Annotated in this window: 10 protein-coding genes; 5 read left to right on the forward strand and 5 right to left on the reverse strand. The window is 40.2% G+C overall.

The window, feature by feature from the left end:
* The first annotated feature begins 137 nt into the window (after positions 1-137).
* Positions 138-1220 (forward strand): chorismate synthase, encoded by a 1083-nt coding sequence (gene aroC / locus F542_RS05190; protein ID WP_015432561.1) that lies wholly within the window; start codon positions 138-140, stop codon positions 1218-1220.
* A gap of 68 nt (positions 1221-1288) precedes the next feature.
* Here the strand turns inward: aroC and priC are convergent, their stop codons facing one another.
* Positions 1289-1798 (reverse strand): primosomal replication protein PriC, encoded by a 510-nt coding sequence (gene priC, locus F542_RS05195; protein WP_038445745.1) that lies wholly within the window; start codon positions 1796-1798, stop codon positions 1289-1291.
* 497 nt (positions 1799-2295) lie between these two features.
* On the opposite strand from priC, the gene F542_RS05200 reads away from it, so the two are divergent.
* On the forward strand, positions 2296-3339 hold the full coding sequence (locus tag F542_RS05200) for a porin (RefSeq protein ID WP_025267042.1): 1044 nt from the start codon (positions 2296-2298) through the stop codon (positions 3337-3339).
* A 68-nt stretch (positions 3340-3407) separates the two neighbouring features.
* Here the strand turns inward: F542_RS05200 and ispF are convergent, their stop codons facing one another.
* From ispF to ftsB, 3 genes are read right to left on the reverse strand one after another with little or no spacing between them, the layout of a single operon-like run.
* The gene (gene ispF, locus F542_RS05205) at positions 3408-3884 is read right to left on the reverse strand and encodes a 2-C-methyl-D-erythritol 2,4-cyclodiphosphate synthase (RefSeq protein WP_015432558.1); all 477 of its coding nucleotides are present in this window, start codon (positions 3882-3884) and stop codon (positions 3408-3410) included.
* The gene (gene ispD, locus F542_RS05210; RefSeq protein WP_025267043.1) at positions 3877-4572 is read right to left on the reverse strand and encodes a 2-C-methyl-D-erythritol 4-phosphate cytidylyltransferase; all 696 of its coding nucleotides are present in this window, start codon (positions 4570-4572) and stop codon (positions 3877-3879) included. Before ispD ends, ispF begins: the two co-directional genes overlap by 8 nt.
* A gap of 9 nt (positions 4573-4581) precedes the next feature.
* The gene (ftsB, locus tag F542_RS05215) at positions 4582-4857 is read right to left on the reverse strand and encodes a cell division protein FtsB (RefSeq protein WP_015432556.1); all 276 of its coding nucleotides are present in this window, start codon (positions 4855-4857) and stop codon (positions 4582-4584) included.
* Positions 4858-5020: 163 nt separating this feature from the next.
* Here ftsB and pckA point away from each other — a divergent pair, with 163 nt between their 5' ends.
* Positions 5021-6631: a phosphoenolpyruvate carboxykinase (ATP) gene (gene pckA / locus F542_RS05220; RefSeq protein ID WP_025267044.1), complete on the forward strand. Its 1611-nt coding sequence runs from the start codon at positions 5021-5023 to the stop codon at positions 6629-6631.
* 120 nt (positions 6632-6751) lie between these two features.
* Here the strand turns inward: pckA and F542_RS05225 are convergent, their stop codons facing one another.
* Entirely contained in the window at positions 6752-7717 is a 966-nt protein-coding gene (locus F542_RS05225) for an asparaginase (RefSeq protein WP_015432554.1), read from the reverse strand.
* A gap of 369 nt (positions 7718-8086) precedes the next feature.
* Between F542_RS05225 and aceE the strand changes: the two genes are divergently transcribed.
* Together aceE and aceF are read left to right on the forward strand one after the other, a co-directional pair.
* Positions 8087-10750, forward strand: coding sequence for a pyruvate dehydrogenase (acetyl-transferring), homodimeric type (gene aceE / locus F542_RS05230; RefSeq protein WP_025267045.1), 2664 nt, complete (start codon positions 8087-8089; stop codon positions 10748-10750).
* Between the two features lie 77 nt (positions 10751-10827).
* Positions 10828-12732, forward strand: a complete 1905-nt coding sequence (gene aceF, locus F542_RS05235; RefSeq protein ID WP_025267046.1) for a pyruvate dehydrogenase complex dihydrolipoyllysine-residue acetyltransferase — start codon at positions 10828-10830, stop codon at positions 12730-12732.
* Positions 12733-12808: the final 76 nt, after the last annotated feature.

Here is a 12808-nt window from a genome sequence, read left to right on the forward strand (position 1 = left end):
TTCGTATCTTTTAGCACTAGCAGAAGTGCTTGGCTATAGGCAAGCGCAAGTAGTTGTTAAACATAGAGTAATATCCCTAGACAAGCGCTAATCAAGCGGTTATTTTTAGTTAATTTTTTGCAAACACAGGAAAATTTATGGCAGGAAACAGTATTGGACAGCTTTTTAAAGTAACGACTTTTGGCGAATCACACGGTATTGCGTTAGGGTGTATTGTTGATGGCATACCACCGAATATGACACTCAGTGAGGCAGATATTCAACCTGACCTCGACCGGCGTAAACCGGGGACATCTCGTTATACCACCCCCCGCCGTGAAGATGATGAGGTGCAAATTTTATCGGGCGTATTTGAAGGAAAAACCACCGGAACAAGCATAGGTTTAATGATCAAAAATGGTGATCAACGCTCAAAAGATTATGGCGATATTATGGATAAATTCCGCCCAGGGCATGCTGATTACACTTATCAACAAAAATATGGTATTCGCGATTATCGCGGCGGTGGGCGCTCTTCTGCGCGAGAAACTGCAATGCGTGTCGCCGCAGGTGCTATTGCGAAAAAGTATTTAAAAGAGCAGTTTGGCATTCAAATACGTGGTTATTTATCACAGATTGGCAATGTGAAAATCAATCCGAAAAGCGTTGAAAATCTAGCCAATATTGATTGGGACAAAGTAAACAGTAATCCGTTTTTCTGCCCAGATGAGCATGCCTTTGAGCAATTTGATGCGCTTATTCGGGAGCTAAAAAAAGAGGGTAACTCGATTGGCGCAAAATTGACTGTGATTGCAGAGAATGTGCCAGTTGGTTTAGGTGAGCCTGTTTTTGACCGCTTAGATGCTGATCTTGCACATGCGTTAATGTCAATTAATGCAGTAAAAGGGGTAGAAATTGGTGATGGTTTTGCCGTGGTCGAGCAGAAAGGGACAGATCACCGTGATGAAATGACCCCAGAAGGGTTTATTTCTAATCATGCAGGGGGGATTTTAGGTGGTATCAGTTCGGGACAACCTATTATTGCCCATATTGCTCTTAAACCAACCTCAAGTATTACTATTCCTGGGAAAAGTGTAAATCTCAATAATGAGGCAGTGGAATTAATCACTAAAGGGCGACATGATCCTTGTGTTGGCATTCGCGCAGTGCCAATTGCTGAAGCCATGATGGCAATTGTATTACTCGATCATCTATTGCGTTTTAAAGCACAGTGTCGTTAGTTTCAGCGGGTGATTTTATAAATGGTGGGCGAGCCCACCATTTACATTTAATATGTGTAAATGTCATTTTACCCTTTCTTTATGCTTTCTAGCTCATCAATCGCTTTCAAACATTTCATCTTGCGATATTCTGTTTCATTTATTTGATCGATATAGCTAATACGTTGCATTTTATCAGCAGTTTGTGCTTGCGTTGTGAGCCACGTCAGTTTTTCATTGAGTAAACGCAGGGCTTTACGGTATTCAGCCAAGCGCTTTTCTGGTGGCAGATTATGAATATTTTTAGGGAAGCGGTATGTTTGGTGAAATCGATGAGTTTGAGTGCACGTCTTTTTTTGTTGTGTAATCGCACGTTGTAGTAAATCAAATTGTTGTACTAATTTTTGTGCATAGAATTCTGCATAATGGCTATCTGTTTGTCGGCTTAGGTGTTTACCAGTCTGTTCTATTTCTTGCACAAATTGTGCAACCGCCCCCTGTTTTATCGTAAATAGCGGATGGTTTAAGCGAATTTCTAAGTGGGCAAAAGGCGAAAGTGCTTGCAATTTTTGTTGAAGAGCAGAGTAAAACATCGACATGATACCGTTTAATATAGTAATAGCTTCGAAGAGAAGTTTCACAATTCTAGCTTAAAGCCTTATATAGAACAATGAGACAAGCGCTTAAAAAATAAGAATATTTTGCAAAAGCTGTTCATTTAATCGCCTTCAAAATAGGATTTATTCTAAAAATGTGAAATAGTTCACAGAATTTTGATTTTTTTAAAAATTTATATAAAACCACTTTAAAATCAATGCGTTAGCTCTGATTGTCGTTTTATTCTGAAATGGAATAAATCATAACTTAGCATAAATTTAAATTATAACCTATTGATATTTAAGGATTTGTTTGAATTTGGTGTTGCTAAGCTATTGATTTGACAGTTATACGCTCTTTCGGCATTATTCACCCGCAACAAAGATTGCCTTTACTTACAGTCTTTTCTGTGTACAGGCAAAATGCAGTTCGATGGATTACTCTTATACCTTACGAGGGTAATTTTTAAATTAAACTAAAACTATTTAAGGTGAACACTATGAAAAAAACTCTTGTCGCATTAGCAGTTACCGCTTTCGCAGCATCAGCATCAGCAGTTACCGTTTATGAAAATGAAGGTACTAAAGTTGATTTTGAAGGTTCTTTACGTCTTGTGTTAGAGAAAAGCCACTCTAAAGTAGATGGTCAATCAAGCAAAAAAGGTCACTCAGCATTACGCAATGCTGGTTCTCGTATGGCAATTAAAGCGAAACACGAGTTAGATAGTGGTTTATATGCTTTAAGCCGCTTAGAGTTACGTTTTGATGGTCATACTAGTTCATCAGACAAATTTGGTGATATCTATGCAAAACGTGCATATGTGGGTTTAGGACATAAAGATTTTGGTGAAGTTACATTCGGTCGTCAATTAACTATTGGTGACGATATCGGTGAAACTGGTTTTGACTATGTTTATGGTATCTCTCCAGATCTATTAACCGATGCAGGCAACGCAGTAGTTCGTTATGACTACTTTGGTATTGAAGGTTTACAATTAGGTGTAAACTATAATTTCGGTACAGAACGTGATGATAACAATGAAGTTCTCGTAAATAAAGTTAAAAATGGCTACGGTGCAGGTGCAGTTTATACATTCCCTGTTGCTGAAGGTCAAAAAGTAACTTTAGAAGCTGGTTATACTCGTGATAACTATGCAACTGGCACAAAACAAAAACACTATAAAGATGCATGGGAAGTGGCAGCATCTTACACCATTGATAACGTAAAATTAGCAATTGATGGTTCACAAGCTTATGAAAAAGATCAAGGTGCTAAGATTCGTACCTCTATGATCAATGTAGCAGCGAAATACACCTTCTCTGATATCGGTGTGGGTATCTACGGTGGTTATGGTTACGAACACGAGAAAGTACGTGGTGACAGCGATAAAACTCGTAAACACAAATACTTAATCGGTACAGATTACCGTTTACACAAACAAGTGGTTACTTTTGCTGAAGCACGTATCGTTAGCAACCGTTCAGATAATGAGACCAAACGTACAGATAGTAATTTTGGTGTAGGTATGCGTGTATACTGGTAATTAATTTACCAATAGCATAAATTAAGAAAAGGCTAATCGAGTAATCGGTTAGCCTTTTTAGATCTGAATTAAGCTTTTGTTAATAGCGCTACTGCTTCGCAAGCGATACCTTCACTGCGTCCGGTAAAGCCTAATTTTTCGGTGGTAGTGGCTTTAACATTAATTTGTGAAATATCGCAATTTAGATCTTGTGCAATGGTCGCTCGCATTTGATCGATATAAGGGCGCATTTTAGGTGCTTGAGCAATAATGGTGACATCTACATTACCTACTTTATAGCCGGTAGCTTGTACTTGACGGTAAGCTTCAATCAGAAGTTTTCGGCTGTCGGCGTTTTTAAACTGCATATCAGTATCAGGGAATAGCTTGCCAATATCACCAAGCGCTACGGCACCGAGTAGCGCATCGGTTAATGCGTGTAGCGCAACATCGCCATCGGAATGGGCGATAAAGCCGGTATGATAAGGCACTTCAACACCACAAATCATTAGCGGGCGAGCCTGCCCAAAGGCGTGAACATCAAATCCGTGTCCAATTCTAATCATGTTCTTCGTTTCCTCTAGTTAAATAAAATTCAGCAAGAGCCAAGTCTTCAGGGCGAGTCACTTTTAGATTATCGCTTCGCCCGGCAATTAAGCGCGGTGAATAGCCTGCAAATTCCATTGCCGAGGCTTCATCTGTGATTATAGCTTGTTGGCAAAATGCAGACTGTAACGCTCTCTTGAGTAAACCCGCTTGAAAAAACTGAGGGGTTAATGCATGCCAGAGCGTTGAGCGATCTTCTGTACGTACAATTTTTTCACCACTTGCACGTTTTATGGTATCAACCGCAGGAATGGCAAGGATCGCACCGTGTTCATCATTAATTTGCAAAATTTTGTCGAGATCTGAGCGCTTGAGACAAGGTCTTGCAGCATCATGAACCAATGCCCAATCGCTGTCCTCTACTACTTGTAAGGCATTAAAGACGGAATCTGCCCGTGTTTCTCCACCAAAAACAATCTGAATTTTAGGATGTTTTAATAGTTCAAGTTGAGAGTAATAGGGATCCGTCGGTGAGACCGCGACGACAATTTTGCTAATACCAGAATGTTCAAGAAATGCCTTAAGTGTGTGTTCTAAGATAGTTTGCCCTTGAATTTTGAGGTACTGCTTAGGCAGAGGAACATTCATTCGACTACCTACGCCAGATGCAGGGATCACTGCAACAATATTGCGTTGAGCATGTAGCATATTGATTCCTTAGTTTTTAGGGATAATTCGGTAAAAGCGTTCATCGGGTTTTACCATCTCAAGTTGCATTCTAGCGCGTTCTTCTAACGCTTCTAAGCCTCGTTGCAGGTTGTCGATTTCTGCTTCAATCATTTTATTGCGCGCTTCTAATTTATCATGACGCTCATTCAGTTCTTTGACCGCAGTTTCTGCTTTTTGGTAATCTAGCCACCCATTTTCGCCAAACCAAAAGAGATATTGGAAATAGACAAGGGTGACCGCTAAAAATACAATCAATAGTCGCATATATCTTCCTTTTTTAAACAATTGCTATTGTACATTGCCCGTCGAAGCTTTGGAAATTTTTTCATGTAATGTGTAAAAATTTGAAGTAGGTAACATTTTTTTCTAAAGAAAAATTTTATAATTCGCATATCTTTTTTTTATCGTTATCTAACAGAGGTAATTTATGTTAAATCGTGTAGAACAAGAGCTTGCTCAATTAGGTATTACAAATGTGTCTGAAATTGTTTATAACCCAAGTTATGAGCAACTGTTTGAAGAGGAGATGAAACCAGAGTTAGAAGGCTTTGAGAAAGGTCGTTTAACCACAAGTGGTGCGGTTGCCGTAGATACAGGGATTTTCACAGGTCGTTCACCAAAAGATAAATATATTGTGTTAGACGACACTAGCCGTGAAAACGTATGGTGGACAACGGATGCAGTTAAAAATGATAATAAGCCAATGACCCAAGAAACTTGGACTCACTTAAAAGGTTTGGTAACAAATCAACTTTCTAATAAACGTTTATTCGTCATTGATGCCTTCTGTGGTGCAAACCCTGATAGCCGTTTGGCGGTGCGTATTATTACTGAAGTTGCGTGGCAAGCCCACTTCGTGAAAAATATGTTCATCCGTCCAAGTGAGGCAGAGTTAGCCACATTTAAACCAGACTTTGTTGTCATGAATGGTTCTAAAGTGACTAACCCAAATTGGAAAGAGCAAGGCTTAAACTCTGAAAACTTTATTGCATTTAACTTAACTGAAGCGGTTCAATTAATTGGTGGTAGTTGGTACGGTGGTGAGATGAAAAAAGGGATGTTCTCAATGATGAACTACCTATTACCACTGAAAGGTATTGCATCAATGCACTGCTCTGCAAACGTTGGTGAAGATGGCGATGTTGCAATATTCTTCGGTTTATCTGGTACAGGTAAAACGACACTTTCAACCGATCCTAAACGTAAATTAATCGGTGATGATGAACACGGTTGGGACGATGATGGCGTATTCAACTTTGAAGGTGGTTGTTATGCGAAAACTATCAATTTATCTGCGGAAAATGAGCCAGATATTTATGCGGCAATTAAACGCGATGCGTTATTAGAAAATGTAGTTGTGCGTGAAGATGGTTCAGTTGATTTTGCAGATGGTTCAAAAACTGAAAATACCCGTGTTTCTTACCCAATTTATCATATTAAAAACATCGTTGAGCCAGTATCAAAAGCAGGGCATGCGAAGAAAGTAATTTTCTTAACGGCGGATGCATTTGGCGTATTACCTCCAGTATCTAAATTAACCCCTGAGCAAACCAAATATTACTTCTTATCTGGTTTTACAGCAAAATTGGCAGGTACAGAGCGCGGTATTACTGAGCCAACCCCAACATTCTCTGCGTGTTTTGGTGCGGCATTCTTATCATTACATCCAACAAAATATGCAGAAGTATTAGTAAAACGTATGGAAGCATCAGGTGCGGAAGCATACTTGGTTAATACGGGCTGGAATGGTTCAGGTAAACGTATTTCAATTAAAGACACCCGTGGTATTATTGATGCAATTTTAGATGGTTCTATCGAAAATGCAGAGATGAAAACATTGCCAATCTTTAATTTAGCAGTGCCAACCGCGTTACCTGGCGTTGATCCTGCTATTCTAGATCCTCGTGATACCTATGCTGATAAAGCACAATGGCAAGCAAAAGCGGAAGATCTAGCGGGTCGTTTTGTGAAAAACTTTACCAAATACACCACCAATGATGAAGGTAAAGCATTAGTAGTGGCAGGCCCACAGCTCTAATATTGCATTCTAAAAGAATAAAAGGCAGCTTAGGCTGCCTTTTTTATGTATGCTTATGCAAGCGGTGTGTTTTTATGGACATTTTGCAAAAAATTGTTCTTTTTTACCCGCTTGCTAAGATTAAAAATATTCCGCTAATGGTTTTTCTAGTTGCTGGTTAAGCAAAACCATCAATTTGATACGCGCCTTTTGCCCGCTTAAACCCGTTGTAAAGATAACGCCTTGCTGCTTTAATTGTTTGCCACCACCAAGATAATCATAAACATCTTGAGTGACACCATTAAATGAACGAGAAACTAACACAACTGGAATACCTGCATTCATCAGTGCGGCTACACCAGCTAGACAAGATGGCGGTAAATTACCTGCACCTAAACCTTCAATGACGACACCATCACATTGGCTTAGGGCTAGTTGCTCTAATAAGAAGCTGTCCATGCCAACATAGGCTTTAATGAGCTGAACGTTGGTTTTTTCTACTTTTTTAATAGGAAAACGCTCATAGTGTTCTAAACTTTGGAAATAGATCACCCGATTTTTAGCAATTAGACCACAAGGGCCAAACGTAGGTGTTTGGAATGTTGCCACATTTGTCGTGTGTGTTTTGGTGACAAATTTGGCATTATGAATTTCATCGTTCATCACGACCAACACGCCCTTACCTTTACTTTCGTCACTTAACGCAACCAAAATCGCACTTTGTAAATTAATTAAACCGTCTGCCCCCAATTCATTGCTTGAACGCATCGCTCCCGTAATTGCTACAGGAACATTGATATCTAGGGCCAAATCGAGAAAGTAAGCGGTTTCTTCTAGTGTGTCTGTGCCATGGGTGATAATGACACCATCAAATCCTTCTTCGTTTACCCCTTTTTCAATGCGAGATTTTAAAACTAACCAATGGCTAAGTGTTATATGGGGTGATGGTACATTCAAGATCGCCTCTTGGTGTAGTGTGGCTGGATGATTGAGTTTAGCTAATGAGGCTAATAAGGGGTTTTTTGTGCTTGGAGAGACTTTGCCATCTTCTCCTTCACTCATTGAAATAGTGCCACCAGTATGTAGAATGAGTAGTTTTTTATGCATTTGTGATTCCTTTTACAACATTTCTTTAAAGCATAGCATAACTCTAGCAAATCGTCTGTCACTAAGTGATAAGGCTATTATTTAAATTCTTCTCATACCTTAGCGAACCTAAGAAATTAGACAAAATAAGCCATTTTTGGTAACCTTTACGCAACTTTTTATCAATCTTTTTTAGCATTTTTATAATGTCATAAAAAGTTCTTATAAATCAATTGGATAAGTTTGAACTTGGCAATTGAGCGCTGCCTATTGCCTGAATGTCGATAAAATAAATGTGAAGAAAGATAAAAGTTTTTGTTTAAAAATTTTACAAGTAAACAAAGTATTGAGTACTTTGTCTGTTTATTCACTCACAAAAAGGAAAAGACTATGTCAGAAATTATTCGAAATGACGTAGATCCAATCGAAACGAACGATTGGTTAGAAGCTGTTGATTCATTAGTTCGCGAAGAAGGCGTAGAGCGTGCACAATTTATTATCGATCAGGTAATGCAACAAGCACGCGGTAAAGGTGTGGCAATTCAATCAGGGGTAACAACTGATTATGTGAATACTATTTCGGTGGCAGAGCAGCCAGCATATCCAGGCGATCACGCCATTGAGCGTCGTATCCGTTCTGCAATTCGTTGGAATGCGATTGCAATGGTGTTACGTAGCCAGAAAAAAGATTTAGATTTAGGTGGCCATATTTCTACATTCCAATCTGCAGCGACAATGTATGAAGTTTGCTTTAACCATTTCTTCAAAGCTGCAACTGAAAAAGATGGCGGCGATTTAGTTTTCTTCCAAGGTCATGCAGCACCGGGTATTTATGCACGTGCATTTGTTGAAGGCCGTATTACTGAAGCACAAATGGATAATTTCCGTCAAGAAGCATTTGCTGATGGTCTTTCTTCTTACCCTCACCCGAAATTAATGCCAGAGTTTTGGCAGTTCTCTACAGTTTCTATGGGTTTAGGCCCTGTGAATGCGATTTATCAAGCGCGTTTCTTAAAATATCTTGAAAACCGTGGTTTAAAAGATACCTCTGAACAAAAAGTGTATGCGTTCTTAGGTGATGGTGAAATGGATGAAATCGAATCTAAAGGTGCATTAACCATTGCTGGACGTGAAAAATTAAACAACTTAATCTTCACTATTAGCTGTAACTTACAACGTCTAGATGGTCCAGTTCATGGTAACGGTAAGATTGTGCAAGAGTTAGAAGGCCTATTTACCGGTGCGGGCTGGGAAGTAATCAAAGTATTGTGGGGCAGTGAGTGGGATAAGCTCTTTGCTAAAGATACAAGTGGTAAATTAGCACAGTTAATGATGGAAGTTGTTGATGGTGACTACTTAACCTTCAAATCTAAAAACGGTGCTTATATTCGTGAACACTTCTTCGGTCGTTACCCAGAAACTGCAGCATTAGTGGCAGATATGACAGATGATGAAATCTGGGCATTACGCCGTGGTGCACACGATAGCGAAAAACTTTATGCTGCATATGCAAGAGCACAAAAATCAGACAAACCTGTTGTGATCTTAGCACATCAAGTAAAAGGGTATAAAATTCCAGAAGCGGAAAGTAAAAATACCGCTCACCAATCTAAAAAAATGTCATTAGAGAGCTTAAAAGGCTTCCGTGACTATTTTGAATTGCCATTAACAGATGAACAAGTTGAGAATCTGGAATATATTAAATTTGCTGAAGGCAGTGCAGAGTACAATTACTTACATGCACAACGTAAAGCATTGAAAGGCTACTTACCTGCACGTAATCCAAAATTTACGGGCGAATATCAAGTTCCTAGCTTAGATACACCTGATTTCCAAAAATTATTAGAAGCGCAACCGCGTGGTATTTCTACCACAATGGCATTTAGCCGTGTATTAAACGCGTTATTAAAAGATAAAAACATCGGTAAAACTATCGTTCCTATTATTGCGGACGAAGCTCGTACTTTTGGTATGGAAGGTTTATTCCGTCAAATCGGTATTTACTCACCAGCGGGTCAAAACTATGTGCCTTCTGACCGTGATTTAGTGGCTTATTATCGTGAAGCAACTGATGGTCAAGTGTTACAAGAAGGTATCAACGAGTTAGGTGCAACCGCATCTTGGGTAGCGGCAGCAACTTCTTACTCTGTTAGCAACCAACCAATGATTCCATTCTTCATCTACTACTCAATGTTTGGTTTCCAACGTGTGGGCGATATGATGTGGCTTGCTGGTGACCAATTAGCACGTGGTTTTATGATTGGTGGTACATCAGGTCGTACAACTTTAAATGGTGAAGGTTTACAACACGAAGATGGTCATAGCCATATTCAAGCAGGCGTTATTCCAAACTGTGTAACCTACGATCCATCATTTGCATTTGAAGTAGCTGTTATTGTACAAGACGGTATTAACCGTATGTACGGTGAGAAACAAGAAGATGTGTTCTACTACATCACCACTTTAAATGAAATCACTGAGCAACCAGCAATGCCAGCAGGTGCAGAAGAAGGTATCCGTAAAGGTTTATATAAATTTGAAAGCGTTGAAGCAAAAGGCAAAGGTCGCGTTCAATTATTAGGTTCTGGTGCGATTATGCGTCACGTACGTGAAGCTGCACAAATCCTTGCAAACGACTATGGTATCTCTTCTGATGTATTCTCAGCCCCATCATTTAACGAATTAGGCCGTGATGGAGCAGATGTAGCACGTTGGAATTTATTACACCCAACTGAAACACCTCGTGTTCCTTATGTTGCACAAGTGTTACAAGATTTACCAACCGTTGCTTCAACCGACTATATGAAACTTTATGCAGAACAAATTCGTGCATACGTACCAAGCAAACACTATCACGTATTAGGTACTGACGGTTTCGGTCGTTCTGATAGCCGTGCAAACTTACGTGAACACTTCGAGGTTGATGCACGTTACGTTGTTGTTGCTGCGCTTTCTCAATTAGCGAAAGAAGGCACAGTGGAAACTAAATTGGTTGCAGAAGCGATTGCGAAATTTGGTTTGAATGTAGATCGTATCAATCCGTTATATGCGTAATAAACTGTAGGGACGCAATGTTTGCGTCCGCGGGCGTACGTCGTACGCCCCTACATTTTTCATAAAGGAAAAACAAAATGTCAAAAGTAATTCAAATTCCTGATATCGGTGGCGATGAAGTTACCGTAACCGAAGTAATGGTAAACGTAGGTGATACCATTTCAGCTGATCAATCTGTGATTAATGTAGAAGGTGATAAAGCTTCTATGGAAGTCCCAGCGCCTGAAGCAGGTGTGGTTAAAGCAGTATTAGTGAAAGTGGGTGACAAAGTAACCACGGGCACACCAATGTTAGAATTAGAAAGTGCAGATGCTGCACCAACTCCACAAGCAGCAGCCCCAGCGGTTGAAGCTGCACCAGCACCAGTACAAGCGGCTGCTATCGTTGAAGTAAACGTCCCTGATATTGGTGGCGATGAAGTTAATGTTACCGAAATTATGGTAAAAGTGGGCGATAGTGTTGAAGCCGATCAATCTATCATCAACGTAGAAGGTGATAAAGCCTCTATGGAAGTGCCAGCGCCATTTGCAGGTACAGTAACTGAAATTTTAATCAATGTAGGTGATAAAGTTTCAACCGGCTCATTGATTATGAAATTCTCAACAGGTGCAGCGGCTCCTGTTGCAGAGGCTGCACCAGCTCAAGCAGCAGCGCCAGTTGCAGCATCTGTGCAAGATGTGAATGTACCAGATATCGGTGGCGATGAAGTAAACGTAACTGAAATTATGGTGAAAGTGGGCGATACTGTTGAAGTGGATCAATCTATCATCAACGTTGAAGGTGATAAAGCGTCAATGGAAGTCCCTGCACCAGTTGCTGGCGTGGTGAAAGAAATTTTAATCAACGTGGGCGATAAAGTGAAAACTGGCTCATTGATTATGCGTTTTGAAGTCGCAGGCGCAGCTCCAGCAGCAGCTCCTGCACCGGTTGCACAAGCTGCTGCACCAGCTGCAGCTTCTTCAGTGAGTGCTGCACAACCTGCAAGCGGTAACGTAGCAGGCTTAAGCCAAGAAACTGTAGCAGCAAGTGCAAATTATGCACACGCAACCCCAGTAATTCGCCGTTTAGCGCGTGAATTTGGCGTAAACTTAGACAAGGTACAAGGTACGGGTCGTAAAGGTCGTATCGTAAAAGAAGACTTGCAAGCTTATGTGAAAACAGCAGTGCAAGTCTTTGAAGATGTGAAAGCAGGTAAAGCGCCAGCAGCGGCAGGTACTGGTGTCGCAAATGGTGCAGGTTTAGGTTTATTACCTTGGCCAAAAGTCGATTTCAGCAAATTTGGTGAAATTGAAGAAGTTGAATTAAGCCGTATCAATAAAATTTCAGGTGCAAACTTACACCGTAACTGGGTGATGATTCCACATGTAACGCACTTTGACCGTACAGATATCACTGAATTAGAAGCATTCCGTAAAGAGCAAAATAAAGTTGCGGAAAAACAAAAATTAGATGTGAAAATCACGCCTGTGGTCTTCATTATGAAAGCAGCAGCGAAAGCATTAGAAGCTTTCCCTCGCTTCAACAGTTCTATTTCTGAAGATGGTCAAAAACTCACGCTGAAAAAATACATCAACATCGGTGTTGCCGTAGATACACCAAATGGTTTAGTTGTACCAGTATTCAAAAATGTGAACAAAAAAGGCATTATTGAACTTTCTCGTGAATTAATGGAAGTATCTAAGAAAGCGCGTGAAGGTAAATTAACCGCAGCAGATATGCAGGGTGGCTGTTTCACCATTTCAAGTCTTGGTGGTTTAGGCACAACTCACTTTACCCCAATCGTGAATGCACCAGAAGTGGCTATTTTAGGCGTGTCTCGTTCTGATATGAGCCCAGTTTGGAACGGTAAAGAGTTTGAGCCACGCTTAATGTTACCTCTCTCATTATCATTTGACCACCGTGTCATTGATGGTGCAGATGGTGCAAGATTCTTAACCTACTTAGGTCAAGTATTAGCGGATATTCGCCGTTTAGTAATGTAATCAATACAAGCGGTCAGATTTGCTGAAAATTTTGCAAAACCGACCGCTTGTTGTAGGATGGGCTTTAGCCCATTAT

This window comes from Bibersteinia trehalosi USDA-ARS-USMARC-188, assembly GCF_000521725.1.
Taxonomy (GTDB): domain Bacteria; phylum Pseudomonadota; class Gammaproteobacteria; order Enterobacterales; family Pasteurellaceae; genus Bibersteinia; species Bibersteinia trehalosi.

Bases quoted from the DNA above. Each gene is read 5' to 3' on its own strand.
- aroC (WP_015432561.1), top strand. From the start codon at position 138: ATGGCAGGAAACAGTATTGGACAGCTTTTTAAAGTAACGACTTTTGGC.
- priC (WP_038445745.1), bottom strand. From the start codon at position 1,798: ATGTCGATGTTTTACTCTGCTCTTCAACAAAAATTGCAAGCACTTTCG.
- F542_RS05200 (WP_025267042.1), top strand. From the start codon at position 2,296: ATGAAAAAAACTCTTGTCGCATTAGCAGTTACCGCTTTCGCAGCATCA.
- ispF (WP_015432558.1), bottom strand. From the start codon at position 3,884: ATGATTAGAATTGGACACGGATTTGATGTTCACGCCTTTGGGCAGGCT.
- ispD (WP_025267043.1), bottom strand. From the start codon at position 4,572: ATGCTACATGCTCAACGCAATATTGTTGCAGTGATCCCTGCATCTGGC.
- ftsB (WP_015432556.1), bottom strand. From the start codon at position 4,857: ATGCGACTATTGATTGTATTTTTAGCGGTCACCCTTGTCTATTTCCAA.
- pckA (WP_025267044.1), top strand. From the start codon at position 5,021: ATGTTAAATCGTGTAGAACAAGAGCTTGCTCAATTAGGTATTACAAAT.
- F542_RS05225 (WP_015432554.1), bottom strand. From the start codon at position 7,717: ATGCATAAAAAACTACTCATTCTACATACTGGTGGCACTATTTCAATG.
- aceE (WP_025267045.1), top strand. From the start codon at position 8,087: ATGTCAGAAATTATTCGAAATGACGTAGATCCAATCGAAACGAACGAT.
- aceF (WP_025267046.1), top strand. From the start codon at position 10,828: ATGTCAAAAGTAATTCAAATTCCTGATATCGGTGGCGATGAAGTTACC.